We start from the raw sequence: 26231 nt of genomic DNA on the forward strand, positions 1-26231 counted from the left end.
AAAAAATGGATATCAACCAAGAAATACATAATGCCTACGAAGTCATAAAAGAAGGCGGAATTATACTCTATCCTACGGACACTGTTTGGGGAATTGGATGTGATGCTACCAATCCGGAAGCAGTTGCCAAAATTTACAAACTCAAACAAAGAGCCGAAACCCAAAGCATGATTGTTTTGATGAATGGAGAAAAGATGATGTACAATGTATTCAAGGATATTCCTGAAGTTGCATGGCAGATTATGGATTTATCCGAAAATCCGACCACTTTAATTCTAGACAAACCTAGAAACGTGGCTCCCAATTTAATAGCAACCGACAACACACTAGGAATCAGAATTATAAAAGAACCTTTCTGCTTTAAATTATTGGAGAAAATGAAAAAGCCATTAGTTTCGACATCGGCAAACATATCAGGGAAACCTACTCCAAAAAGTTTCAAAGAAATCAGCCCTGAAATTATAAAAGGCGTGGACTATGTTGTAAATTTGCACCACGAAAAAATTTCCGGAAAACCTTCTACAATTATAAAATTGACGAATGATTCTCAGGTAAAAGTGATTCGGAAATAGTTTGCAGTATTCAGTTTTCAGTTTTCAGTTTAGCAACTTTAGACTATAGACTTTAAACATTTTTAAAATGAGCATCAAAACTTCATACAAAGAAGCCTTAAATAATAAAATTTTTGAAGTCATTTCTCAAGCTTCCCAAGAACTTAACGTCGAAAGTTATGTTATTGGTGGTTTCGTGAGAGATTTGATTTTGAATAGAGATTTCAAAAAAGATATTGATATTGTTGCTGTGGGCAGCGGGATAGAATTGGCTTTAAAAGTTTCCCAATTACTTCCAAAAAAGCCAAAAGTTCAGGTTTTCAAAACCTATGGAACAGCCATGTTGCGCTTTGAAGATACAGAAATAGAATTTGTTGGCGCCAGAAAAGAATCCTATCATTTTGAAAGTCGAAATCCGGTTGTAGAAAACGGATCCCTAGAAGATGATCAAAATCGTCGTGACTTTACTATTAATGCGTTGGCTTTGTCCTTAAACGAAAAGAATTTTGGCGAGTTATCCGATCCTTTTAATGGACTTGAAGATTTAAAAAATAAAATAATCAGAACACCTCTTGATCCAGATATTACTTTTTCTGATGATCCTTTGAGAATGTTGAGAGGAATTCGTTTTGCAAACCAGTTGGGTTTTGAAATAGAAGAACACTCTTTGAACTCAATCACAAAAAATGCTGAGCGAATTAAAATTATTTCAGGGGAACGTATTGTTGACGAACTTAATAAAATTCTTTCGACAGACAAACCTTCGATAGGATTTTTGCTATTGTTCAAAACGGGACTTTTAGATATCATTCTACCCGAATTGACTGCTTTAAATCAAGTAGAAGAAATAGAAGGCCATACCCACAAAAATAATTTTTATCATACCTTAGAAGTAGTAGATAATATTTGTCCAAATACAGATGATGTATGGTTACGCTGGGCTGCATTATTGCATGATATTGGGAAAGCACCAACCAAACGTTTCAATAAAAAGCAAGGATGGACGTTTCATGGTCATGAGTTTCTGGGTGGAAAAATGGCAAAGAAAATCTTTGAGCGTCTTCACATGCCTTTGAACCAAAAAATGAAGTTCGTACAAAAAATGGTTATGATGAGTTCGCGTCCTATCGTCTTGTCACAAGATACCGTTACGGATTCCGCGGTGCGTCGTTTAGTCTTTGATGCGGGAGAAGATGTAGAAAATCTAATGACGCTATGTGAGGCCGATATTACTACAAAAAACCCTAATAAATTCAAGAAATACCATAGCAACTTTGAAATTGTTCGAAAGAAAATTGTGGAAGTAGAAGAGCGCGATCATGTTCGTAATTTTCAACCGCCAATAACTGGTGAAGAAATTATGGAAATCTTCAATTTGAAGCCATCAAAGGAAATTGGAATGCTTAAAGAAGCAATCAAAGAAGCCATACTCGAAGGAGAAATTCCGAACGAATACCAAGCAGCGTACGATTTCATGTTGAAAAGAGCCACGAAAATTGGATTAAAGATTAACGCTTGTTGAATTAACAATTTATCAAATTTCAAATATCTTTGTACAAATTAATTACAAACAATGAAAAAAGAGAATAATTACGTTATCATTTGGTTATTATCAGGATGCTTATTATTGTTTATGATGGTTGTAGTAGGAGGAATTACCCGATTGACCAATTCTGGCTTATCAATGACCGACTGGCATTTAGTTACCGATACCTTCCCTCCTTTGACAGAGGAAAAATGGACACAGGCTTTTGAAGAATATAAAAAATTTCCGGAGTATCAAAAAATAAATATCCACAATGATTTTACGCTAAGTGATTATAAATTCATCTATTTCTGGGAGTGGTTTCACCGTTTTATAGGAAGAATTATAGGTTTGGCATTTATTGTTTCTTTTGTCTATTTCTTGTTCAGGAAACGTCTTTCAGCTGCAACCATCAAAAAATGTGTTATTTTACTTTTCATGGGAGCTTTTCAAGGTTTTCTAGGTTGGTTTATGGTAAAAAGTGGTTTAGTAAATGATCCAGATGTAAGCCACTTCAGACTAGCATTGCATTTAACTTTCGCATTTATTACATTCGCTTATACACTTTGGGTTGCTTTGGATCTTATCTACCCTGAAAAGAAAAAAATTGAAAAATCATTACGCACCATTGCCCGCATTGCATTAGCCTTATTATTATTGCAAATTATCTACGGTGGATTCGTAGCCGGCCTCAATGCAGGTTTAATTCACAACCACTGGCCATTAATGAGTGATGGACAATTCATCCATGACAGTGTTTTTCTCGAACAAAAAAACCTGTTTTTGAGTTTTACCGAAGGAAAAAGCGGTGTGCAATTTGTACATCGAACATTGGCTTATTTTGTAGTAGGAATGATTGTTCTATTGTATTTTAAAAGTACCCATTTCACTTTGGATAACTCCCAAACAAATGGTATAAAAGCACTTTTATTTCTTGTTTTTGTTCAGTTTGGATTAGGAGTATTAACTTTACTTTACGGTGTTCCTTTATGGTTGGGGTTAACCCATCAAGTTAGTGCATTCTTTTTGCTTACTGCTATGACATATACTTTACATCGACTAACAAAATAATTTTTATCGTATTTTTATACTGACTATATTGTCGCATTTCCTTTGTTCATAAACTTAAATGTCTAAACTTGCTACTCAAGATAAATTTTTGGATTTATCCGATTACGGAAGGCCATTCGGGAAATTTTTAGCCAATCAATTAAAAAATACCCGATTTACTCCCATTCATGTTACGCTGCTTTTTGGGCTTACAGGTCTTATCGCCATCTATTGTATTTTACAAAATCAGTACCTATTAGCCGGTTTTTTTATCGTTTTGAAATCAGGAATTGATGCCGCCGATGGAGAATTGGCTAGGATAAAAAACACACCTTCTTACACCGGAAGATACCTCGACAGTATCTTTGACATCATCTTAAATTTTCTGCTTTTAATGACGATTTGTTATGTTTCAAAAGGGAATATTTGGATGACAATTTTGGCTTTTATTTGTATTCAATTACAAGGAACTTTGTACAATTACTATTATGTAATTTTACGCAATAAATCAGTTGGAGGAGACACCACCAGCAAGATATTTGAATACAAATCACCCCGAGCTTTACCCGGAGAAAACCAAAAATCCGTTGATGTTTTATTTCAAATTTACACAATCGTTTATGGCACTTTTGATAAAATAATTCACACTCTTGATAAAGAGGCATACAAGGTAAAAACATTTCCACATTGGTTCATGACCGCGCTATCCATTTACGGTTTAGGCTTTCAATTACTTATAATTGCCATTATGCTACCAATGAATTTAATCGAATATATCGTTCCGTTTTTCATCGTTTATACATTGTTTATTTTCATTTTGATTGCTATAAGAAAGACCATTTTTAAGGTTTAAAACCACTATAACTATAATCTATAGTAACCAATCATGATATTCATTATCAACTCATTAAAAACAATTACTTTATAAATAGATTTAATAAATAATTACCCTTCAAAATAGTACCCAAATCTATAAACCATAGCACTCACCAACAAAATTAAGCAACTTTTACAATTAATTATATAACAATTTAACCTCTTATTCTCCCCAACTTTGTAATAGAATAAATTTTAATTTAAAACTATACGTTATGCCAAATTCAACAGAGATTAAAGGAAATTACAATGAATTGAAAGGTAAACTTAAACAAAAGTTTGCTGAACTAACAGATGACGATGTGTTATTTGAAGAAGGTAAAGAAGATGAAACTTGGGGAAAATTGCAACAAAAATTAGGAAAGACAGAGAAAGAAATTAAATCGTTATTTGAATAATTTCAGATTTCTAAAATTCATTAAAACTGTTTCAAAAGCTACGTTGAATATTTTCCATTTTTTGGATTTTATTTGTGCTTTTGAAACAGTTTATTTTTTATCCTTTTATTACCCAATCCAAGTTTTAAAATCGGAGACTTTCTCTCTGCTTACGATTACCTCATCATCCTTAAAAGAAGGCAGAATTAGCTTCAATCGAGAGTTACTATAAAGGACTATTTCTTTGATCGCTTTCAGCGGAATTATAAATTTCCTGCTCACTCGGAAAAAGTCTTTCGGATCTAAGTCTTGCTCCAAAACTTCCAATGTATTTTCGATTAAATAATTCCTATTATCGAAAGTATGAATGTACGTTCCTTTATTTTCGCTGTAAAAACATTCCACCTCATCAATAGAAATAACTTTTAAATGTTGCCCGATTTTCACCGTAAACCGTTTTTTATAATTTTTTTCAAATGGGTTCGTCAACATTCTTTTGATTTGCTCAAAATCCAATTGTAGAGTTTCTTGTTTTGGTAACCGGGCTTTAAACTTAGAAACCGCTACTTCCAAATCATCCTCATCAATGGGTTTCAAAAGATAATCAATGCTGTTTAATTTGAATGCTCGCAACGCATATTCATCATAAGCCGTTGTGAAAATTATAGCACTTTTGATAGCTACTTTTTCAAAGATTTCAAACGACAATCCATCCGATAATTGAATGTCCAAAAAGATCAAATCCGGATGTTCATTTTTAGAAAACCAATCAATAGATTCTTCCACGGAATGCAGCATCACTCCTACTTGAATATTTAACTTTTCGAGTTTTCTTTGAAGCAATCTGGCTGCTGGTTTTTCGTCTTCAATTATTATTGTGGTCATCATTTATATTTAAGTTTTCAAAAAAGGATACTGTCTATTTTGCTATTTACTAATCAAACACATGCATCTCCAATGATTTCCATTTTTGTTGAAGATTTATTTTTGGATTTCGGCAAAGATACACTGGAATATTATTTTCTTCTTCGATTGCATATTTGTGTTTTATAATCTTCACTAATTTATAATGTGCAAAAACCCTTTCGACGACTTCTTTTTCATTACCAATACTTATACAAACTTGTCCAATTGTTTTCCCAGTTCCCCAAAGCCAAAAACTTCCGTTGCTACAAATTGGATTTGGCAATCCATACTTTTTTCCAATGATTTCTATTGCTCCGGCTTCACCATAATTTTTAGCCCAAATAACGCAATTATCTTTGTCTTTTGCGGGCAATGATTGGTATACACTATCAACTAATTTCAATTGTTCTTCCCAACCAAACATATCAGCATAATCATCTGTGAGTTGAATGCGCCCATTTTTTTTCATTTCTAAACCAGAGTAACTAACATAGGTTTCTATTGGCAAAATAGCAATCGCGTGAGGCAAAAAAGGTATTATTGGAAGAAATAAAACAGAGGCTATTGCATAATTCCATCTTGGTTTATTTTGCAATAATTTTTCAATTTTCACCGCTCCAGCGGCAAATAACACAGGATAAATAGCGAAGAAATAATAGGCCTTAGACTGCATGATCCACATGCTGAAAAATATCAGCAAAGCTGCTATTCCAAACGTTTTATACTTTTTTAAATCTTTGTCAAAAAAGTAAGCAAAAAGTCCTATTAGGCTTATTGTTAATGTGAAAGGATGTTTTAATTGCTCTATTGCAAAATCAAAACGACCATTCTCATCCAACTGACTTTCTTTTAACTTTTGCAAATGCAGTAACAGTGGAAAATGATGGTTTATTTGCCAAATCAAATTAGGCAATACAATTAAAAAAGTGATTATTCCTGAAAGATAAAACCATTTATTCTTGAATAATTTGCCTTTTTCATAAAACAACAAACCCACTACGACTCCTAATCCCCAAACTAATATGGTATACTTATTCATTAAACCAAAACCAGCAGAAACTCCAAGTAAAAGAAGGAATTTTACATTTCTAGTATTAAAATATTTAATCAAAAAATAAAATCCAAGTGTCCAAAAAAACTGATCGAAAGCTACAGGCTGGAACAACATATGATTGCGATAAAAAGGAACGAAAGCTAAAACAGAAACTCCAGCTAACAAAATTGCTTTTATCTTCCCACCCAATTCTTTGGCAATCAAACAACAAATTACAAGAATACCAACTCCCGCCAACGTAGAAAAAAATCGAATACCTGATACCGAATATCCAAAACTAAAATGGGCAATTTTACCAATAAAAGCTATAAAAGGCGGAAATTCAAAATACCCCCAATCTAAGTGCTCGCTTACAGATAAATGCAATAATTCATCCCGATGAAATCCATAATTCCGATTTCCGATTAAGTGAATAGAAAGTTTTATAAGCGCTAAAATAGTTATGACCGGTAGATATTTTCTCAAAGTGTAGTTCTTGTTTAAGGTTTAAAATAGTAAAGAGTCACAACTGAAAACTGCTCCCGAAGCTTCGGGATGAAAACTTATTATTATTCCCATTTTTCACTTTTTTCTTTTTCCATTAATTCTTGAATTTTTTTCTCTTCCCAGTTTGCACCAAAAAATATATTTCTTCCAAAAACAGATAATCCATGAGCTGTCAATCCAATCCCCCAAAACAATGCCGTTGAGAAATTCTCCCAACTCCAAAAAAGATGATTGCTGGGTATACTTTCATTGCTATTTGCAATAATAATAAATGCATTTACAACTACATATACCAATAAATGAATATAGAACCCTTTGATTCTTTTTACTCTTTTATAAGCTAAGTTATAGCGTTCATCAGGATTACCAGCATCTATATTATAATCATTGCCCATTTTATTTCTATATCTTGCCATTGCTATACTATTTAAAATTATTCCCAAGTTTCCTTGTTTCCCTTTTCCTTATCCATAAACTCCCTTATCTTTTTTTCTTCCCAGTCCTTTGTGACAAAAGGCATGTACTTAAAAACTCTGAGACCGTGGAAAACAACTCCCATTCCCCACCATAACAATGGCCAGTAAAACCACAAATGATTTGGTGATGTCATTAAATTTACAATAACTAATCCTATATTTACTACAATGTAGGAAATCAAGTTACCATAAAACCCTTTTATTTCCTCAACTTGCTTTTTTGCACTGTAGTAACGCTCGTTGTTTTGATTAATATTTTCCATACTGTTTTTTTATAATTTATTTCAAGATTAAAATTTAAAACTCAAAATTATTTCCAAGATTGTTCACTGTTTTGTCTTTGCAAAATTTCCTTAATTTTTCTTTCTTCCCATTTTGAACTGTATCCAAAAACCTTCAATGCATGCATAATTAATCCAAATCCCCAGCCTCCAGCCGAAAACCAAAACCATTGAAATTGTGGCGAATAAGTGAGATTAATAAAAATCAAAATTGGAATCACACAACAATAAGATATTAGATTTCCATAAAACCCTTTTAGCTCTTCTACTCGCTTCTTAGCTCTGTAATAAGCTGAATTTTCGTTATAATTGGCGGTTGTTTCCATAACAGTAATTTGTTCGGTTAAAATAGGTATTTTGACCGTAAATGTTTTCTCGTTTTGTTCAATCAATACTTTTCTGTTAGTAATAATTCCATAGCGATTGATTATGTTTTGCAATCCTACACCTTGACGATCCTGCAACACCTCTTTCTTTTGATAGTCGTTTTGAACAGCAAGATAATCTCCTTCAATTGTTATGCGAATGTGCAGCGGTCTTTGCTCACTAACTACATTGTGTTTTACGGTATTTTCCAATAAAAGTTGTAATGAAAGCGGCACTACTTTGGCTTCTGAATTAATTCCAGTTGTTGGCAATTCATAGAACAAACTGTTTTCAAAACGCATTTTGAGGAGGTTCATATAGATTTTGGCAAAAGCCAATTCTTCTTCTACCGAAACCAACTCTTTGTCTTTTTGTTCCAATACATACCTATAAATTTTTGATAAGGAAGTCGTAAATCGCTGCGCATTGTCCGGATTTTCTTCAATCAAAGAACTTAAAACATTCAAACTATTAAAAAGGAAATGGGGATCGATTTGATTCTTTAAACTTTCGAACTTTGCCGAGGCTGTTCCTGCGATGATTTTTTGTTCTTTGACTTCTTTTTTTGATGCAAGCTTCCAATTAGCCATAAAACTTCGTGCATGCATGAAAGTTGACACCCCTAAAGAAAGTATGATGTAAAATAAATGAACCCAAATCATTCTGTTATTAAAAAACTCATTTGGATTCATTTTTTGAAAAATCACAAAAGTGATATAATTAATTCCCAAAACAACGGGAACCGTGTACAAAACCGTAGCTATTATTCCGAAATATACTCTCAAATTAGTATGTTCCAGCCAATCCCATTTCTTGTCTAATAAAGAATTGATTACTCCATTACCAAAACCAATACCAAATGAATACAAGGAACTTACCCAGAAAGTGGTCAGAACAGTTTCTATATCGAAACTACCTTGAACTAACGAAAAAACAAATGTAAAAATCAGAGCAATTTTAAGAGAAATTATTGTTCCCTTTTTAAATTCTGTGAATGTATGTATCCTTTGATTTTCCATTTTTTAGTTTTTGAATTTTATTCTGTAAATTTTATTTACAGTTTTTCAATGCTTCGGTCGCTCTGTCTAATCCCCATTTTGGAGAGAAAGGCGTTTCTGGTTTAAAAGTAGCAAAAAGTCCGATTGATTTTTCAATTTCTGCACATAAAGGTTTCGTATCAATACCAGTCCATTTTGCACCTCCAATTTGAAATTCAGCTTTACCAAAAACTACTCTCGGATTTTGTGGAGCAATGGCTTCTGCTTTAGCATACATTTCCATTGTTTTCCCAGATAATTTCATTCCGTTTGTCATAGGATCAAAAACAATCCAGGCGGTATTAATCATGGCTTGCATTACATATAATTCAGCATTGTTTTGATCTTTTATCATTTCAATGTCTAATGCATTTTGCGCTTTTGTAAGCAACAAATTCATTTTATCTTTGTCCTGTGTTCCAAAAGCTGTAGTTGTATTTACCAATGCCACATAATAGTTTGGCAACCAACTTGCTTTTTCTGCTCCTGCAATTCTTTCGAATAAATCCGAAGCTTCCGTGTTCTTTCCTTCTTTCCATAGTCCGAATGCTTTTCCCATTCCTTGCTCAAATTGCCCTTGAGCTGATAATAAACTACATACAAATAATGCGATTGCGGTGATAACTTTTGTCATGATTTTTAATTTTTAGTTGTTGATTAATTGTTCACCAAATTTACATTGGTTGTATCTTTTTTGAAATTTATACTTACTGAACTGTTGATTTTGATGGATGAGTTGTTCTTTGGGTCGAAAGTGGTAAAGTCGAAAGACATAAAGTTGAATAAATTCACGATAACGAGGGCTTTAGACCTTTGACTTTAAAACCTTATGACCATTTTTAAAGATTCCTCAACTGATTTTCCTTTTTGTCATTGCTAATCGTCCAGAAGAACCCAAGAAAGAAAAACCGATCCGCTGTGGGAGTAATTGCTGCTCTATTGTAAACTCCTGTAGCATCTGGATTTTTTGCATAATCGTACCCGAATACATTTTGACTCCCTAAAATATTAGAAACAGAGAAATACAAAATCTTTTGTGTAGTCAATAAATAAGCCCAGTTGAAACTTAAACTATTATATGATTTGGTTTTTCCGTTCATGAATTTAGTTTCATTTGGATTGTTATAAGGTCGTCCCGAACTGTATAAATTAGTAAAGCCAATTTGTGATTTCCAATCGTTTATCCAATATTTGGTAACAATCGATAAACTATGATCGGCAACAAAATTAGGAGTAACCTGAGCACTGAAGTTTTTATAATCTCTCTCCGTATCGATATACGAATACGAAACCCAATATTCTAAATTCTTGATTGATTTTCCGTCTCTCCAAAACAAATCCAAACCTTTGGCATAACCGGCACCATTGTTATTAAATACTGAATTGTATTGTATTGCTGGGGTGTCGTATTTTACCAAATTACTGTAATCTTTGTAATAGGCTTCTGCTCTGAAGGTTTTCCCGTTTTTATTGTACTGATAATTCAAAATATAATGGGAGGCTTTCTCACTTTCAAACTGATGAAATTTAGAATATTTGATATAATCAACACTTGGTGTTTGTGAAAAATCTCCGTACGCCATGGAAAGCTGACTGTTTTTAGCCATTTTATAAGCCAATGAAACTCTGGGAGAAATAGCCGTTTCATTTAGCAAATCATTATAAGAAGCTCTCAAACCCGCTTTTGCAGCAAACTTTTTAGAGAAGAAAATATCAGCTTCGGTGTAAACAGCTCCGATATTTGAATTATATCCATTTGTGTTTGTTGTACCTAAATTTTCTTTGAAATCCTCATTGAATTTGGTAACAAAATAATCCGCTCCAAAGGATAATTTCACTCTGTCTGAAAAACTTTTCTTTAATTTTAGTTTCAAATGTGCCGCATTTTCTTCATTGTCAACGCTATTTAAATCAACACCAATTTTATTTTTTGCATAGCCATAACTTAATCCTGAAATAATCTGCCAATTATTCCCAAAACCGCCTTTATACGAAGAATTAAAATAGAAGTTATTGTTGTTGAGATTGACTCTTATCTTTTGAGGTGAATTAATATTTTCCTGATTAATATCAAATTTTGAAGAATCGAAAGCGGCATATAATTTCAAAATTCCATTGTTGAAATTATAGCGATATACGGTTTCCCCAGACAAAGATTGGTAAGGACTGTTCCAATCTACGTCCTGCTTAATTAGAGCTTGATAAGGCGCTAAATTGATGTAAGCGGTATTCACACTCAAGGAGCTTTTTTTCCATTTCTGAGTATTTCCTAAACCCAACCCAACAGTCATTAACGAGATTTCGGTTTTGTTTTGGTCGGGTTCATCTTGCGTATTCAATAACAAAACACTGGATAAAGCTTCCCCATATTCAGCAGAATAACCACCTGTAGAGAATGATATTCCACTAAAAAGGAACGGAGAAAACCGACCTCTTGTTGGCAAATTTTGAGCAGAAGCGCCATAAGGTTGTGCAACACGAATACCATCTACAAAAGTTTGAGTTTCATTAGCTTCTCCCCCACGCACAAATAATCGACCATCTTCACCCACATTTTGTGTTCCTGGCAATGTTTGCAAAGCCGCAATAATATTTCCTGCCGATCCCGCTGTAGTTACAATATCAAGTGGTTTCAAGACCGAAACTCTGGCTTTGTCACCTGCTTCTAAATTTCCTGCTGTAATAACTACAGTATCCAACGCGTTGATATTGTCTCTTAATTTTATAGTTTTATTTTTAAAATTTGAAACATCTACAACCGTTTTTAAAGTCTCATAAACAAGAAAACTCACTACTAAAGTTTGATTTCCAGTTGTAGTTGTTGTGAAACTAAAATCCCCCTTTTCATCGCTGGAAGCTCCATCGTATGTTCCCTCAATAAAAATATTAGCTCCTGATATAGGATTTCCTTTTTCATCAACCACTTTTCCGGATAGTGTCGTTTGCGAGAAAAGAGCAATTGAAAATAAAAAAATGGTAAGAGTATAAATAAACTTCATAATATTTGATTTTGATGAAGCAAATATATTTCGGAGATTAAACTTAAAAAATAATAGTTAACTGAACTGTTGAAATTATAGGATGAGTTGTAATCATCTTCAATTTATTTTATATTTACGCTAACTAGATTACATTTTATGAAAACTGAAAAAGAAAAAATGATAGATGGAGAATATTATTTGGCTGGAGATCCTGTTTTAGTAAAAGACAGACGAAGGTCAAAAAATCTTCTTCACAGATTAAATGTTACTGAGTATAGAGTAACTAAAAAAGCACGAGAAATACTAAAAGAGCTAATCCCTAATTCAGGAGCCAATCTTTATATTGAACCCCCATTTTTTTGTGATTATGGATACAATATTAGTTGTGGAGAAAATGTTTATTTCAATGTAAATTGTGTTGTTTTAGATTGTGCCAAAGTAACCATTGGTTCTAATGTACTATTTGCTCCAGGCGTTCAACTGTATACTGCATCACATCCGCTTGATGCTGAACTGAGAAAGACCCATGAAAATGCATTACCTATAACTATTGGAAATGATTGTTGGATTGGCGGTAACTCCGTAATTTGTCCTGGTATTACGATAGGAAATGGTTGTGTGATAGGTGCTGGTTCAGTTGTCACAAAAGACATTCCTGACAATTCACTTGCAGTTGGAAATCCGGCTAAAGTGATTCGGAAACTTAACGAATAAATTAAAATTATGCCACACGTTCTAGCAAAACTCAAAAATGTCCCTTTGGAAATTATCAAAGATATTTTAGAAAAAGACAAAGCGTTTCATGCATCCCAAGGAATGTATTTAGAATACCTTTGGCAAAATGCTGATGATGAAAATGAAGTGCAATTCCTTTTTAGAATTGATAACATCGACAAAACAAAAACGGTAATCTATAAACTTCATTCAGAGGCTTTGGCGCAAGATCCTAAAGCCAATCTCCCTGAAATGACTTATTTAAAATAAACGCAATCAACTATGATTTCTATCAACAAAGTACACCATATCGCTATTATTTGCTCTGATTATCAAAAATCAAAAACGTTCTATACCGCCGTTTTGGGCTTAACGATTATTAGGGAAATTTACCGTGAGGAAAGGGAATCCTACAAACTTGATTTGGCTTTAAATGGTATTTATATCATTGAACTTTTCTCCTTTATAAATCCACCGCAGCGCACTTCAGGACCAGAAGCTACTGGATTACGCCATTTAGCATTTGAAGTAAATGACTTAGATCAAACAATTGATTTTTTATCTTCAAAAAATATTGAATCAGAAACTATACGCTTAGATCCTACCACAAACAAACGTTTTACCTTTATTGCTGACCCGGACAACCTCCCGATTGAGTTTTATGAAAAATAAAAGCTTTTGCATAGCGTTAAAAAGTATAATTCATAAAGAAATCACAAAAAATGATGATTATAGGTAGTTTTTAATTTAATTCCTGGATTGTTTCATTAAATTTGTAATACCCTCAAAAACTCCTTTTTTCAATATTATAGTTATTATTTTATTTTAGAATAAGTTTTACAAAACATCTTTATAATGAACAATACTGCCCGAATTAAAAAAAAATACCAATTAATCAAATTTCAAAAATTAGTAATTGTTTCCCTTCTAATTGGTTTTCTCTCGGCATTTTTAGGGATTTCACTAAAAAAAATTACCGAATATTACGAGGAGATATTTTTTCATCAAGCATCAACAAACCCATTATTCTTTGTTTTATTTCCAATTTTCGGACTATCGATTATTTATTTTCTTAGGGAATACCTTTTTAGAAAAAAAGAAAATAAAGGAATTAAGGAAATTTTTGAAAGCACCAACTCCAAATCAAAGAACTTACCCAATTATAAAATTCCATCCCACTTTATCAACGGATTGCTAACTGTAGTTTTTGGAGGATCCACTGGAATTGAAGTTTCTACTGTTGTTGCTTCTGCAACTATTGGTTCCGTTGCCCAAAGAAAACAAAACGTATTCAGACAATACAAAACTGAATTGATATGCGCTGGAGTTGCTGCCGGAGTCACCGCTTTATTCAGTAGTCCTATTGCCGGAATTCTTTTTGCGATTGAAGTCATTTCCAGAAAAGTAACCAGAGCGTTTTTAATCAGTAATTTGATTGCGGTTGCCATAGCTTTTGGGCTTGTTTTTTTATTGGATGAAAAACCTTTGTTTGCTGTAACTATTACAACTTGGCATTTAAGAGCGATTCCGTATTTTATACTTTTAGGGATTTTAGCCGGTATCAATTCCGTTTATCTCACCCGCTGCGTTTTATTGTTTAAATCTCAATTTTCTAAGATAAAAATTCATTATTATAAAATTCTGATAGGTTCGATAATCCTGAGTATTTCCTTATTCTTCTTTCCACAACTTTATGGAGAAGGATATCATGCCATCAAAGGAATATTTGCTCATTCGAATGAGGTGACACTATCATTTTCACTGGTACTGACATTTATTGGAATCATCCTTTTAAAACCAATAGTAACTTCGGCAACGCTTGCTTCGGGTGGTGATGGAGGTGTTTTTGCGCCAAGCCTTTTCATTGGTGCCTTTTTAGGATTATTGGTTGCTTTGCTTTTAAATACCTATTTAAATGCTAATGTAATTCCTGTAAACTTTATGGTTATTGGAATGGCAGCGGTTTTAAGCGCCAGTATTCATGCGCCTTTTACATCGATTTTCTTAGTATGTGGATTAACTAATGATTATACTTTATTTCTTCCCATTTTGGTTGTTTGTCTGATTTCAAAATACACAGCAAAAAAGATATTTCCGTTTACCGTATACTCCTATTCTGCCAGTTTATCAAAATAATAGTTTATGCCAATTGAAAAAATAAAACGGAATTATCGCAAAACTAAATACATTCTTTACAAAGAAACTTTAGTTGATTTCAAAGAACATTTTTGGGCTTTTTTAGGATCATTTATCGGTATAGGTATAATGGCTTATATGCAATCCAACACATTACTTCATTCAGATGTTGTTTTTTTGATTGGCTCTTTTGGTGCTTCCAGTGTTTTGGTTTATGGTGCAATCCAAAGTCCATTATCCCAACCCAGGAATCTTGTTGGCGGTCATCTTGTATCAGCCATAGTAGGAGTGACAGTAGCTAAATTTGCACCCGATATTTTATGGATAAGCGCTCCTCTAGCCGTATCGTTTTCAATTGTTTTGATGCAAGCAACTAAAACACTGCATCCTCCTGGAGGCGCAACCGCATTGATTGCCATAATTGGCTCCCCTAAAATTACAAATCTTGGCTATTGGTATGTATTGTATCCTGTTCTAAGTGGCGTGCTTATTCTACTGATTGTGGCTTTAATTTTCAATAACATGACAGTGAACAGAAGCTATCCAAATCATAAAAAGTACCACATTATCAGAAAACGAATTACAAATAAATTCAAAAACAGCTGATCCAAATTTATAAAAGGCATTACTATATTAGAAAACATGACTCTCAACTGCTTACATGCCTATAGAATCATACGCAAAAATCTTATCAACAAATCTGAAATCTGTCCCGAAACTTCGGGATAAAATCTAAAATTAAATTTTACCTTTGACCTTTCAACAAAAACAAAGATTATGGTTTATAAATTTAGAGTAATTCTAGACGCAGAAGATGATGTTTTTAGAGACATTGCAATACTTGAAGACGATACTTTAGAAGATTTACACAATGCTATCTTTAATTCCTTTGGTTTTGACGGAATGGAAGTGGCTTCGTTCTATACTTGTGATGAAACATGGAATCAGGAAGACGAAATTTCGCTTTTTGATACTGGAGATATTCCTGGTGAACAAAAAGTAATGAGTGATTATCCATTGTCTGATATTTTGGATAAGGAAAACACAAAAATCATATACGTTTACGACTTCATCAACATGTGGACATTCCTTGTAGAACTCGCAGCAGTAGAAGATCAAGTAACTGGTAATCAATATCCTGAAACTATATTTTCACATGGTGAAATACCTGATGAAGCGATGGAGAAAAATTTTGAAGCTGATAATGCAGATCACTATAATGACGAATTTGAAGATGGACTGGATGAAGATGATTTAGACATGTTTGAAGGAGATGATAGTTTTGAAGACTACGGGTTTGAAGAAAATTGGAATTAAACAACAAAGCGACTAAGCATCAAGAGCCAAGATGAAAGACTTAAAAATTGTCATTTATCTTGGCTCTCTCATCTAAAATAAAAAAATAAAAAATATGATCAATCTGTATAATACGCATATCGAAAACTTATCGATTCACAGAGTTGGAAATAAAAGTAGAAACGAAGCCATTTTTTTATCAGAGCAGCCATTTAATTTAAATGATGAAATTGTTCCCTTGATGAAGGAATTTTTCTTTAAACCTTTTAGAGAAAAAGAAGAAAACTATTTTCAGTTTGCCCATGAAATCGATTTGGATTATAATGACATGTTCAAATTTGCATCGGAAGTTTTTGAGAATCCATCTACTATTCACGAAACTTCAAAAAAAATAACACAGCATTTATTTGAGCAATCCAATCACCCGCACATCAAGAATGGAGAAGTATATGTTACGTATTTAACAAACGTAAGCATTGACAATAATGTAGTGGATGCCATTGGAATCTTCAAAAGTGAGATACAAGCTGATTTTTTACAATTTGAAGAAAAAGCCACACACTTAGAAATGATTTTACAACAAGGTGTAAGTTTAAACAAGTTAGATAAAGGTTGCATCATTTTTAATTATAAAAAAGAAGAAGGATACAAAATCCTAACTGTTGACAGTAACCGATATGATGCAAGATATTGGCTGGAACATTTCCTCTCTGTAGATGCTTTTGAGGACGAAAATTTCATTACTAAAAAATATTTGAAATTTTGCCAGAACTTTGCCAAAGACGTTGTTTTCCCAGCAGAGGACAAGAAAGAAGAGGTGATGTTTATGAATCGTTCCGTGAATTATTTTGCAAAAAATGATCAATTTGAAGAAACTAATTTCTTAAATGAAGTTTTAGACAATCCAGATTTGATTCCAGAGTTCAAAAACTATAAAATAGACAAAGGAGAAAAATACAGCATTGAAGATGTAACCTCATTCCCGATTGCTAATGCTGCTGTTTCTGACGCAAGAAAATCAATCAAAAATGTCATCAATTTAGATACTCATATTCAAATAAAAATGGATTTTATCAATCCTGAAAGTGCTGAAAAATATGTAGAAAAAGGTTGGGATGAAGAAAAGCAAATGTACTATTACTTAGTATATTTCAACAAAGAAGAGAAGAGCTAGAATATACTATTGTTCAAGAAATAAAGATGCAATCCTCAACTACTTTCGTAATTGAGGATTTATTTTGATTTCAAATTATAAAAAAAAATTTTTGTAAGATTTATTATGTTTTATTTGAAATATAATGCTTTTAATCGATTTTATTAGTCGTTTCAGCAGTTATTAGTTACATTTAGCTCCCCCCAAATCCTACTATTATGATTACAACTGAATTCAAAAAAAAATTTCTCACGAAAGAAATTTTGTGTTTATTGCTTGGACATAAATTTATAGTAACTAGAACTGTAACAGACCACTTTAAAGAATATAAATGTACGGTTTGTCAAATCGAATTAACTAACGATGAAAATGGACATAAAACATTTCTCACACCAGAATTAAAGGAAATAAATGAAACCCTGATAGGTTTTCATAATAAAAAGCTTCATTTAGTTTAATTTTCAAATAGAGATTTTACAAATTAATTTCTGCGTACTCCTAAAACCTACCTAAACTCTACAAAGATGCTAATCCTATTATTAATCCAATCTATTATCATTTTTAAACAAAAAATGAAAGAAAAAAAGACTGTTAGAACTAATTTGCATTCCCGTTAACTGGCTTTTTATTTTCTAAGATCTTTTGTTTTATGTTACTTCAATTCAATACTATATTGCTATAATTACAAAGTTGTTATTTTTTAAAATAAAATACAAAATCAGTAACTTAAATTCCCTTATTTAGTAAATTTGCATTTTAAGTAAAGAAAAAAATGACTCATAATTTTTTTAAAAATAGCCCATTCCAAACCCTTATTTCGTTTCATAAACTTATTGAAACTTTAGAAGAAATTGTAGAAAAAAAACTGGACCATAAAGTTAATTATGCATCAGCATTAATCAAAGAAATAGAGCCTTTTCCTGAATTTAGGACGGGAATTAAAAATTTTTCTTTAATTAAAAAAAATGAAAAACTTATTAAATCATTACTTGGAGATTTATTTCCTACTGCTTTAACAAATAACGAAATTAAGGCGATAACCATCCCGTTTCAGAATTTTACTTTCAATTATTCGGAGCGATTTAATAAAATATTGCAAGATGCAGGTGGGAAATTTGATATGAGCATTAGGAATTTTGATGAAAATCAGTTCTATATAATGAGCTGTAGCCTCATATTAAATAGTTATTACAATCAAAAAATTGAGTTCAGCAAGCCTTTATTTTACGACATCCCTGATGCTAATGGTATCTTGAAGCATTATCGTATTTTATATAATGCTGATTTTATAGATATACTGCCTACTGAAAAATCAATTTCTTTAACTACTGAGGATATTGAATTATTAATGGATAATTACGATGATATCGATTTATGGAAAGAAAAATTTCCCAAAGAAAGCTGGATTTTAAAAGGATTTGCCATAGTTGTGCTATTTGATGCAACTATTGAAAGTGCCATATCAAAACTAAAAAGTAATCTATTAAAATCTGAAACAGAGTACTCGGATATAAATAAAAATTTAGAAACAATATTTAGATCTATTTTTAAGGTCGCAGATTTAAAAGTAGGATTAATTGTTTATAATGAGGAAGACGATAAATTCACCAGACCTCTTTTTAATCAAAATGAAATTGGTAGCTTTATCCTTTTTGGAAATGAACTGGAGGAATGCAACGATACTATTTTTGGGTCAACCGTAGAGACATTATTAAAAAAGAAGAAGACATTTGCGATATCAAATATCAATAAATTTTCTAGAATTCCAGGAAATGAGAAACTTGGTACTCATTTATTACAACAAGACATTAAAAGTTGTATCCTAGCACCAGTTCTTAAAAACAACAAATTACTGGGAATTATAGAATTAGTGTCCTCCACTCCCAATGAATTAAATAGTGTCAACGCTAATAATTTAGACTTACTATTGCCCTATGTTGTTGATACCTTAGACCGTTACAACATTGAATTACAAAACCAGATTGAAGCCGTTATACAAAGAGAATATACTTCTATTCATTCCAGTGTATATTGGAAATTTAGGGAAGAGGCTAAGAAGTACAATCAAACTTATAACCCAAATAAAGATTATATTTTTAAAGAAATTGTATTTAAAGAAGTTTACCCTTTGTATGGACAAATTGATATAAAAGGTTCGTCTGAACATCGAAATGAGACTGTAAAAGAAGATTTAAAAAATCAACTTGCAGCGCTTATTAATATCTTCGAAAATTTAAAAGAGAATAGTACATTACCGTTGCTAGACCAGAGAAAATTTGAAATGCAATCTTACTTTGATGATTTAGATTTAGATTTAAAAGCAGATACAGAACAACAAATTCAAAATTACATTCAAAAGGAAATAAATCCTATCATTACTAAATCTACTATTGACAACGAAAATAAAGCATTGATAGACAAATATTTTGCAGATCTTGATGATAAAACACAGCTGTTTTATCACTCCAGAAGGAAATTTGATGATGCAATGTCAATTGTCAATAAGAAAATGACTTCGATTCTAGATAAGGAGCAAAAAGAAGCGCAAAAAATATTCCCTCATTATTACGAGAGATTTAAAACGGATGGCGTGGAGCACAATTTATATATAGGAGCTTCTATTTCTCCCTTGCAGACTTTTGATGCAATGTATCTAAACAATTTAAGGCTTTGGCAATTACAAACATTGTGCAAAATGGAATTAGAACACCATCAAATTAAATCTGTTCTTCCATATAAACTTGAAGTAACCTCTTTAATTTTAGTTTTTAGCTCTGCTCTAACAATACGTTTTAGAATGGATGAAAAACGATTTGATGTTGATGGAACGTACAATGCAAGATACGAAGTTGTAAAAAAACGCATCGATAAAGCTAACATTAAAGGGACGGAAGAAAGAATCACCCAAAAAGAGAAAATTACAATTGTCTATTCTCACAGTAATGAAGAAGCTGAATATTTGAAATACATCAAATTTCTTCAATTTAAAAAAATACTTGATCCTAAAATAGAGAAATTTGACGTTGAAGAATTACAAGGCGTTTCTGGTCTAAAAGCGCTCAGAGTAAAAGTAATCAATGTTGGCAAAAAAGCACTCTCAAAGAAAATAACATATCAAGAATTATTAAATGAACTGAATTAAAATCTGGATATATTAAATGCGATAATAAAAGCTATTGCAGAAACTATTATTCCAACCATAAATATATTGTAAGTAATTCTCAACAACTTGTATTTTCGCTCTAAAACTAATCCTAAAAAATATAAATCTTTGATCATGGAATTGTAAAGATAAGTTCTATCATTCATCATTTCATTTACTGCCCATTCATATTCCTCTAAAGGCATTTTATAGAAATTACCAAAAAAAAGTAAATTAACTTTCTGGTCAACAATATCTTCTCGAGTAAATGTGCCGCTTGTCACTTTCGGACGAGTTGAAAGAATTGCAAATATTATTGAAACAACACTGAATATCAACATAATAAAAGTCGGAATAATTAAGTGTCTGTTGGTAATACTATCCAGTTTAGGTATTATTGATGAAAGTGCAATAGATATGATGATTGCGTTTACAGAAAGTAAAATATTAGCTTTACTATCAGCAATACCACTTAGTCTGGTATGATTGCTTAGTGTAACGCGAAATAAAGTATCAATCCCTCTTTCTGGTTTTTTAATTTTCAACTTCTTTTTTAACTCTTTTTTTTTCTCTTTATCAGATTTTTCCGGATCTTGCATTTGGTTTATAATTTTTTGAATTTTATTCTGAACCCCTTCTATGTTTTTCTCTTTCAATATTTGCCAATTTGCCAACGCATAATCAGTATAATAGGTATGCTCTTTTGTTAAAAATTGCAAATTACTTTCCTCCCATTCTAAATCATTATAAAAAATTTCCTCTACCATCTCCCATTCTTTTCGTAAATGGTCGCAGGTAATATTGTATGATTTACTTATCAAATGTGCGTAATCAGCATCTTTGATAATTTTTTCAAAAGTAGTAATAGGAATGTAATTAAACGTTGTTGCGGTAATTAAATTTGAAACCTTTGAAATATACTCCTCTGATTGCGCTCTATCTCTCAAAAATTTAGAAGCAATTGTAATACTTAATTTCTCATGATTTAATGAGCCATTGATATATCCCGCATCGTGAAACCATGCAGCCATAAGAAGCATTTCTTTATCTATGTTACTTAAGTTTTCATGTGCAGAAATTTCTTCCACTCCATTTACTACGCTCAGAGTATGATTAAAATTATGGAATGTATATGAGGAAGAAAGATTATCTTTGAATAATTTTTCAATATATTGCTCAGCTTGTTCTATCAGATTCATAAAAAATATATTTACACCCCTAAAATATGAAATTGTTTCCGGAAAATCATTTTATCTTAAATAAATTAAATTTTTACTTATTTATTCCTCTTTTAATGCTTCAGGCTTGTGCAACACATACTGCGCAATATGGATCGGATACGAAAAAAAGTATCGTGACCACAGAGCCTGACACATCAAAAATTTCACATACTTTTTTTCTAATTGGCGATGCCGGTAATGCAAATGAACCAAACTCCATAAAAACACTTAATTTACTTGAAGAACAGCTAGTTAAATCCGATAAAAATGCAACACTTCTTTTTCTTGGAGATAACATCTACCCTTATGGAATGCCTAGTGAGAGTAACACAAAAGAGCGAAAATTAGCCGAAACCATATTATTAAATCAACTGGCATTATCAAAAAACTTCAAAGGAAAAACAATATTTATTCCAGGTAATCATGATTGGTATAACGGAATTAAAGGTCATGAAAGAGAAGAAAAATTTGTTACTGATTATTTAAAAGATAAAAAATCATTTTTACCCAGAAAAACTTGCGCTATTGAGGAACTCGAAGTAAATAAATTCGTCTCACTAATTACTGTTGATAGCCAATGGTTTTTGGAGGATTGGGACAGAATTCCTACTATAAATGATGAATGTGACATTAAAACCAGAGAAAAATTTTTAGAAGAGTTAGAAAGTTTAATCAATAAAAACAAAGACAAAACCATTATTCTTGCCTTACATCATCCGTTAATGAGTAATGGAAGTCATGGTGGGCAGTATTCATTAAAAAAGAATTTATTCCCATTTCAACAAAAAATTCCTTTACCAGTTATTGGGTCTTTAATCAATTTATTTAGGGAAACATCCGGAACTAATCCTCAAGATGTTCAAAATAAACAGTACATCCTTTATGCTAACCGTATTAAGGCTCTTATAAAAGGAAAGGATAATATCATTGTGGTTTCTGGACATGAGCACAATCTGCAATACATACAAAATGAAGAGATCAAACAAATTATTAGTGGATCTGGATCTAAAATTGAACCCGCAAAAATTGATAATTCAAATGACTTTTCATACGGTAACAATGGGTTTGCCTCTTTAGACGTTTATAATACAGGAAAAGCAATCGTTTCTTTTTATGGTGTAGAAAATGAGAAATCAAAGCTTCTTTTAAATAAGACGATACAGGTTCCCAAGCCGACGGTCGTTCTTAATTTCCCAACTACGTTTCCTGCAACTACAAAGTCATCCGTATATTCTGATGGAATGGTTAAGAAAAATTTTTTACATAATTTATTTTTAGGTAAACACTATAGAAAATATTACGGTACTAAAATTGAAGCTAAAACTGTTTCATTAGACACTTTAATGGGTGGAATGACTCCAAAAAAAGCAGGCGGTGGTCATCAATCAATTTCGTTACAGCTTGAAAATAAAGACGGAAAAGAATATGTTATGAGAGCATTGAAAAAAAGTGCTTCACGGTTCTTACAAGCGGTCGCATTTAAAGACCAATATGTAGAGGATAAATTTAAAAACACCTTTGCAGAAGATTTTTTATACGATTTTTATACCACGGCTCACCCCTACACGCCTTTTGCAATAGCTAACCTAGCGGAAAAGATTGAAATATCTCATAGTAATCCCGTGATATATTATATTCCTAAACAAAATGCTTTAAAAAATTATAATACTGAATTTGGTGATGAATTGTATATGTTTGAAGAGAGACCTGATAAGTCACAAAAAGACTTGAAAAATTTTGGTAAACCAGATGACATAATTAGCACTGACGATTTATTAGAAAATATCCACAAAGATCAAAAGTATTCCGTTGATGAGGATTCTTATATTAAGGCACGCTTATTTGATATGCTAATTGGAGATTGGGACAGACATTATGACCAATGGAGATGGGGGGAATATAAAAAAGGAGAAAAAGTAATCTACAAACCTATTCCACGAGATAGAGACCAGGCTTTCTCAAAATATGATGGTATATTAACTTCTCTTTTGATGAAAATAGCAGCTTTACGCCATATGCAAACTTTCAAAGATGATATTAAAAACATAAAATGGTTTAATAAGGAAGCTTATCCGTTAGACTTGGCGTTTTTGAGAACTTCATCAGAAAAAGAATGGGTTACTCAGGCAAAATATATCAAGGAAAACCTCACTGATGAAGCTATTGACAATGCTTTTTTAAACTTACCTAAAGAAGTTCAAGATGAAACTATTGAAGGAATAAAAGAAAAACTGAAATTAAGAAAAGCTAAACTGGAAAATTTTGCTTTTGATTATTTTAAAGTTTTGCAAAAAACTGTTTTAATAGTGGGAACAAATAAAAAAGATAAATTTGTAATCAATCATATATCAAAAAACAAGGTAGAAATTGAAGTTTATAGTTTACAAAAAGAGGGCTCTGAATTAGCTTTTAGCAAAGTGTATAACGGAGGTAAAACAAAGAAAATCTGGATATTTGGTTTAGATGATGATGATGTATTTGAAGTAAAAGGAAATGCCAAATCAAATATAAAAATTAGACTAATAGGCGGACAGAACCATGATGTTTACAATATTGAAAACGGTAAAAAAATTAAAATACTTGATTTTGCAACCAAAGAAAATACTTATTCTGTCAATGATAAAACTAAAATTATATTAACTGACGATTACATTTCGAATTTGTACAATTATCAAAAACCTAAATATAATGCGTTTTCAGGATTACCTCTTATTGGGTTTAACCCCGATGATGGAATTAAACTAGGGGTAACGACTAATTATGTGGTAAATGGATTTAATCAAAATCCATATTCACAAAAACATTCTATTAATGCTAATTATTTTTTTGCCACAAATGGTTTCGAATTAAACTATAATCTTGAAATCCCGAAGGCAGTAGGCCTATGGGATTTTAATCTCGCATTCCTATTCACTAGTCCTAATTTTGCAATAAATTATTTTGGAAGCGGTAATGAAAGTAGTAACAATGACGATACTTTTGGGCTGGATTACAATCGTGTTCGCATTAGAATGTTGAAGGTATCTCCGCAGATAAAAAAAAAAGGACGTTATGGTAGTTTGTTAACAGTTCAATCTAATTTTGAAAATATCGAAATTGAAAGAACAGAAAATAGATACATTTCTGTTCCAAACGCTGTCAATAGTCGTGTTTTCGAAAATCAACAATTTGCAGGTATCAACTTAAAATACAGTTATGAAAATTACGATAACGCATCATTTCCTACTAATGGCGTAGGGGTTTTCTTTGATGCTGGGTGGAAAATTAATTTAGAAGACATCAGTCGCAATTTTCCTTCCTTTGAGGCTAAGCTAAATTTTAATCATAAGATTGATCCCAATGGAAAGTTGGTCGTAGCAACTTTATTAAAAGGAAAAGCTATTTTTAATAATAATTTTGAGTTTTATCAAGGAGCAACACTGGGCGGTGATTATGATTTAAGGGGCTTTAGAAACGAACGTTTTTTAGGCAATCAATCTTTTTTTCAAAGTAGCGATCTCCGCTGGAATATAGGAAAAATAAACAAAACGATTGTCCCAATGTCCTACGGTATTTTAGCTGGTTTTGATTATGGTCGCGTTTGGTTAGACGGTGAAAAATCAAACAAATGGCACCAATCCTTTGGTGGTGGAATATGGCTCAACGGATTAAATGTGATTACGGCTCGAATTACTTATTTCAAAAGTGCTTATGAAATAGCTCGACTTGCATTTGGTTTAGGATTTGGATTTTAGTTTTTTGAGAGTTACTTCGTAAACGTTTCCTCCTATTTTTTTTGTTTTTTCATCCGCAATAATCAAAGTTTCATTATCCTTAAAACAGATCGCTTCCTTTTGAGAAAAATGGTTTAAAGACAATTGTGTTTTTATACCTTTGAGAAAATTATCTCCTGTGAAATTTTCAAAAAGCCAAATTTTGTCGTGGCTTAAAACAACTACTTTAGAATCATCAGGGCTTATACTTGCGCTCGTTATGGCGCAATGATTGAAATCGTCACATGTTTTGAATTCTCCCAAAAATTGCGCTTGATGAAAACCTGCCACGTTTGGCACTTTGTATAAATAGCTGGTGCCATCAAAGCCTTTACTGCGGTTTTTAGTAAAAAGGTAAAAATTATTTTTGAACTCAAAAAAACCTTCTACATCAAATAGCAATGCCGACTTTTTAGGCGGAAACTCTTTTTGTTGCGGATAAGCAAATGAGATTTTGTAGGCTGGGATGGCATTTCCGTTATCTAAGGATTTTTTATCCATTTTATAGATACACAAATCCTGACGTATGTTCTCATTGTTTCCAAAATCACCCACGTATAGATTACCTGCTTTATCCTTTGTGATATCTTCCCAATCAATATTTTTTGTGTTTTCGATTGTTACAGTTTTTACAATTGTCCCAGAATTATTTAGAGCATAAATTGCATTTGCATTACCGCTATCTTCAAGTGTCCATAACATATTATTATCAGGGGAATAACTAACTCCAGACACTTCTTTTAAATTTTTTGGTAAGGAAAAAATCTTTTTTAATGAATTAGAAGACTGTTGACAAGATAATAAAACAAATAAAGCTAATAACAAAATGTAGTTTTTCATAATCAATATGGT

At 32.0% G+C, this 26231-nt stretch carries 24 protein-coding genes; 15 read left to right on the forward strand and 9 right to left on the reverse strand.

Going from position 1 to position 26231, the window contains the following annotated elements:
- Nucleotides 1–5: 5 nt before the first annotated feature.
- The 5 genes from BUC23_RS06475 (at nt 6) to BUC23_RS06495 (ending at nt 4400) form a co-directional block, all read left to right on the forward strand.
- Complete coding sequence (locus BUC23_RS06475; protein WP_073207288.1) at nt 6–572, forward strand: L-threonylcarbamoyladenylate synthase; 567 nt, start codon at nt 6–8, stop codon at nt 570–572.
- Between the two features lie 67 nt (nt 573–639).
- Nucleotides 640–2073 carry a CCA tRNA nucleotidyltransferase gene (locus BUC23_RS06480; protein WP_073207292.1) on the forward strand — a complete coding sequence of 478 codons (1434 nt, stop codon included), beginning with the start codon at nt 640–642 and terminating at the stop codon, nt 2071–2073.
- A 51-nt stretch (nt 2074–2124) separates the two neighbouring features.
- Complete coding sequence (locus BUC23_RS06485) at nt 2125–3147, forward strand: COX15/CtaA family protein (RefSeq protein WP_073207296.1); 1023 nt, start codon at nt 2125–2127, stop codon at nt 3145–3147.
- 58 nt (nt 3148–3205) lie between these two features.
- A complete protein-coding gene (locus tag BUC23_RS06490; RefSeq protein WP_073207298.1) occupies nt 3206–3979 on the forward strand; it encodes a CDP-alcohol phosphatidyltransferase family protein in 774 nt (257 codons plus the stop codon).
- A 238-nt stretch (nt 3980–4217) separates the two neighbouring features.
- Nucleotides 4218–4400, forward strand: a complete 183-nt coding sequence (locus BUC23_RS06495; protein ID WP_073207301.1) for a CsbD family protein — start codon at nt 4218–4220, stop codon at nt 4398–4400.
- 108 nt (nt 4401–4508) lie between these two features.
- Here the strand turns inward: BUC23_RS06495 and BUC23_RS06500 are convergent, their stop codons facing one another.
- The 7 genes from BUC23_RS06500 to BUC23_RS06530 form a co-directional block, all read right to left on the reverse strand.
- Nucleotides 4509–5264 carry a LytR/AlgR family response regulator transcription factor gene (locus BUC23_RS06500; RefSeq protein ID WP_073207304.1) on the reverse strand — a complete coding sequence of 252 codons (756 nt, stop codon included), beginning with the start codon at nt 5262–5264 and terminating at the stop codon, nt 4509–4511.
- 49 nt (nt 5265–5313) lie between these two features.
- Complete coding sequence (locus BUC23_RS06505; RefSeq protein ID WP_073207307.1) at nt 5314–6804, reverse strand: ArnT family glycosyltransferase; 1491 nt, start codon at nt 6802–6804, stop codon at nt 5314–5316.
- Between the two features lie 83 nt (nt 6805–6887).
- Nucleotides 6888–7241 carry a 2TM domain-containing protein gene (locus BUC23_RS06510; protein ID WP_073207310.1) on the reverse strand — a complete coding sequence of 118 codons (354 nt, stop codon included), beginning with the start codon at nt 7239–7241 and terminating at the stop codon, nt 6888–6890.
- Between the two features lie 17 nt (nt 7242–7258).
- Nucleotides 7259–7564, reverse strand: coding sequence for a 2TM domain-containing protein (locus tag BUC23_RS06515; protein ID WP_073207313.1), 306 nt, complete (start codon nt 7562–7564; stop codon nt 7259–7261).
- Between the two features lie 47 nt (nt 7565–7611).
- Complete coding sequence (locus BUC23_RS06520; RefSeq protein ID WP_073207315.1) at nt 7612–8967, reverse strand: histidine kinase; 1356 nt, start codon at nt 8965–8967, stop codon at nt 7612–7614.
- Nucleotides 8968–8998: 31 nt separating this feature from the next.
- Nucleotides 8999–9619 (reverse strand): hypothetical protein, encoded by a 621-nt coding sequence (locus BUC23_RS06525; protein ID WP_073207318.1) that lies wholly within the window; start codon nt 9617–9619, stop codon nt 8999–9001.
- A 205-nt stretch (nt 9620–9824) separates the two neighbouring features.
- Nucleotides 9825–11984 (reverse strand): TonB-dependent receptor, encoded by a 2160-nt coding sequence (locus BUC23_RS06530; RefSeq protein ID WP_073207321.1) that lies wholly within the window; start codon nt 11982–11984, stop codon nt 9825–9827.
- Between the two features lie 138 nt (nt 11985–12122).
- Between BUC23_RS06530 and BUC23_RS06535 the strand changes: the two genes are divergently transcribed.
- From BUC23_RS06535 to BUC23_RS06575, 9 genes are all read left to right on the forward strand, one after another.
- On the forward strand, nt 12123–12680 hold the full coding sequence (locus BUC23_RS06535) for a sugar O-acetyltransferase (RefSeq protein WP_073207324.1): 558 nt from the start codon (nt 12123–12125) through the stop codon (nt 12678–12680).
- Nucleotides 12681–12689: 9 nt separating this feature from the next.
- The gene (locus BUC23_RS06540) at nt 12690–12950 is read left to right on the forward strand and encodes a hypothetical protein (RefSeq protein ID WP_073207327.1); all 261 of its coding nucleotides are present in this window, start codon (nt 12690–12692) and stop codon (nt 12948–12950) included.
- Nucleotides 12951–12962: 12 nt separating this feature from the next.
- Nucleotides 12963–13352: an SMU1112c/YaeR family gloxylase I-like metalloprotein gene (gene gloA2 / locus BUC23_RS06545; RefSeq protein ID WP_073207330.1), complete on the forward strand. Its 390-nt coding sequence runs from the start codon at nt 12963–12965 to the stop codon at nt 13350–13352.
- A 183-nt stretch (nt 13353–13535) separates the two neighbouring features.
- Nucleotides 13536–14816 carry a chloride channel protein gene (locus BUC23_RS06550; RefSeq protein ID WP_073207333.1) on the forward strand — a complete coding sequence of 427 codons (1281 nt, stop codon included), beginning with the start codon at nt 13536–13538 and terminating at the stop codon, nt 14814–14816.
- Between the two features lie 6 nt (nt 14817–14822).
- Nucleotides 14823–15422: an HPP family protein gene (locus tag BUC23_RS06555; RefSeq protein ID WP_073207336.1), complete on the forward strand. Its 600-nt coding sequence runs from the start codon at nt 14823–14825 to the stop codon at nt 15420–15422.
- 171 nt (nt 15423–15593) lie between these two features.
- Nucleotides 15594–16133, forward strand: a complete 540-nt coding sequence (locus tag BUC23_RS06560) for an IS1096 element passenger TnpR family protein (protein WP_073207338.1) — start codon at nt 15594–15596, stop codon at nt 16131–16133.
- 94 nt (nt 16134–16227) lie between these two features.
- The gene (locus BUC23_RS06565) at nt 16228–17286 is read left to right on the forward strand and encodes a nucleoid-associated protein (protein WP_073207340.1); all 1059 of its coding nucleotides are present in this window, start codon (nt 16228–16230) and stop codon (nt 17284–17286) included.
- A gap of 197 nt (nt 17287–17483) precedes the next feature.
- Nucleotides 17484–17723, forward strand: coding sequence for a hypothetical protein (locus BUC23_RS06570; protein WP_073207343.1), 240 nt, complete (start codon nt 17484–17486; stop codon nt 17721–17723).
- Nucleotides 17724–18037: 314 nt separating this feature from the next.
- Nucleotides 18038–20407, forward strand: a complete 2370-nt coding sequence (locus BUC23_RS06575) for a GAF domain-containing protein (protein WP_073207346.1) — start codon at nt 18038–18040, stop codon at nt 20405–20407.
- Here the strand turns inward: BUC23_RS06575 and BUC23_RS06580 are convergent.
- Nucleotides 20404–21606 carry a Pycsar system effector family protein gene (locus tag BUC23_RS06580; RefSeq protein ID WP_073207349.1) on the reverse strand — a complete coding sequence of 401 codons (1203 nt, stop codon included), beginning with the start codon at nt 21604–21606 and terminating at the stop codon, nt 20404–20406. The genes BUC23_RS06575 and BUC23_RS06580 overlap by 4 nt on opposite strands.
- 26 nt (nt 21607–21632) lie before the next feature.
- Between BUC23_RS06580 and BUC23_RS06585 the strand changes: the two genes are divergently transcribed.
- Nucleotides 21633–25361 carry a metallophosphoesterase gene (locus BUC23_RS06585; protein WP_073207352.1) on the forward strand — a complete coding sequence of 1243 codons (3729 nt, stop codon included), beginning with the start codon at nt 21633–21635 and terminating at the stop codon, nt 25359–25361.
- On the opposite strand, the gene BUC23_RS06590 is transcribed toward BUC23_RS06585, so the two are convergent.
- The gene (locus tag BUC23_RS06590; protein WP_073207354.1) at nt 25344–26219 is read right to left on the reverse strand and encodes an SdiA-regulated domain-containing protein; all 876 of its coding nucleotides are present in this window, start codon (nt 26217–26219) and stop codon (nt 25344–25346) included. The two genes, BUC23_RS06585 and BUC23_RS06590, sit on opposite strands and share 18 nt — an antisense overlap.
- Nucleotides 26220–26231 lie beyond the last annotated feature (12 nt).

It is taken from the genome of Flavobacterium xinjiangense (assembly GCF_900142885.1).
Taxonomy (GTDB): domain Bacteria; phylum Bacteroidota; class Bacteroidia; order Flavobacteriales; family Flavobacteriaceae; genus Flavobacterium; species Flavobacterium xinjiangense.

Excerpts from the sequence above, each read along its gene's own strand:
- BUC23_RS06475 (WP_073207288.1), top strand. The coding sequence starts at position 6 with ATGGATATCAACCAAGAAATACATAATGCCTACGAAGTCATAAAAGAA.
- BUC23_RS06480 (WP_073207292.1), top strand. The coding sequence starts at position 640 with ATGAGCATCAAAACTTCATACAAAGAAGCCTTAAATAATAAAATTTTT.
- BUC23_RS06485 (WP_073207296.1), top strand. The coding sequence starts at position 2,125 with ATGAAAAAAGAGAATAATTACGTTATCATTTGGTTATTATCAGGATGC.
- BUC23_RS06490 (WP_073207298.1), top strand. The coding sequence starts at position 3,206 with ATGTCTAAACTTGCTACTCAAGATAAATTTTTGGATTTATCCGATTAC.
- BUC23_RS06495 (WP_073207301.1), top strand. The coding sequence starts at position 4,218 with ATGCCAAATTCAACAGAGATTAAAGGAAATTACAATGAATTGAAAGGT.
- BUC23_RS06500 (WP_073207304.1), bottom strand. The coding sequence starts at position 5,264 with ATGACCACAATAATAATTGAAGACGAAAAACCAGCAGCCAGATTGCTT.
- BUC23_RS06510 (WP_073207310.1), bottom strand. The coding sequence starts at position 7,241 with ATGGCAAGATATAGAAATAAAATGGGCAATGATTATAATATAGATGCT.
- BUC23_RS06515 (WP_073207313.1), bottom strand. The coding sequence starts at position 7,564 with ATGGAAAATATTAATCAAAACAACGAGCGTTACTACAGTGCAAAAAAG.
- BUC23_RS06520 (WP_073207315.1), bottom strand. The coding sequence starts at position 8,967 with ATGGAAAATCAAAGGATACATACATTCACAGAATTTAAAAAGGGAACA.
- BUC23_RS06525 (WP_073207318.1), bottom strand. The coding sequence starts at position 9,619 with ATGACAAAAGTTATCACCGCAATCGCATTATTTGTATGTAGTTTATTA.
- BUC23_RS06530 (WP_073207321.1), bottom strand. The coding sequence starts at position 11,984 with ATGAAGTTTATTTATACTCTTACCATTTTTTTATTTTCAATTGCTCTT.
- BUC23_RS06535 (WP_073207324.1), top strand. The coding sequence starts at position 12,123 with ATGAAAACTGAAAAAGAAAAAATGATAGATGGAGAATATTATTTGGCT.
- BUC23_RS06540 (WP_073207327.1), top strand. The coding sequence starts at position 12,690 with ATGCCACACGTTCTAGCAAAACTCAAAAATGTCCCTTTGGAAATTATC.
- gloA2 (WP_073207330.1), top strand. The coding sequence starts at position 12,963 with ATGATTTCTATCAACAAAGTACACCATATCGCTATTATTTGCTCTGAT.
- BUC23_RS06550 (WP_073207333.1), top strand. The coding sequence starts at position 13,536 with ATGAACAATACTGCCCGAATTAAAAAAAAATACCAATTAATCAAATTT.
- BUC23_RS06555 (WP_073207336.1), top strand. The coding sequence starts at position 14,823 with ATGCCAATTGAAAAAATAAAACGGAATTATCGCAAAACTAAATACATT.
- BUC23_RS06560 (WP_073207338.1), top strand. The coding sequence starts at position 15,594 with ATGGTTTATAAATTTAGAGTAATTCTAGACGCAGAAGATGATGTTTTT.
- BUC23_RS06565 (WP_073207340.1), top strand. The coding sequence starts at position 16,228 with ATGATCAATCTGTATAATACGCATATCGAAAACTTATCGATTCACAGA.
- BUC23_RS06570 (WP_073207343.1), top strand. The coding sequence starts at position 17,484 with ATGATTACAACTGAATTCAAAAAAAAATTTCTCACGAAAGAAATTTTG.
- BUC23_RS06575 (WP_073207346.1), top strand. The coding sequence starts at position 18,038 with ATGACTCATAATTTTTTTAAAAATAGCCCATTCCAAACCCTTATTTCG.
- BUC23_RS06580 (WP_073207349.1), bottom strand. The coding sequence starts at position 21,606 with ATGAATCTGATAGAACAAGCTGAGCAATATATTGAAAAATTATTCAAA.
- BUC23_RS06585 (WP_073207352.1), top strand. The coding sequence starts at position 21,633 with ATGAAATTGTTTCCGGAAAATCATTTTATCTTAAATAAATTAAATTTT.
- BUC23_RS06590 (WP_073207354.1), bottom strand. The coding sequence starts at position 26,219 with ATGAAAAACTACATTTTGTTATTAGCTTTATTTGTTTTATTATCTTGT.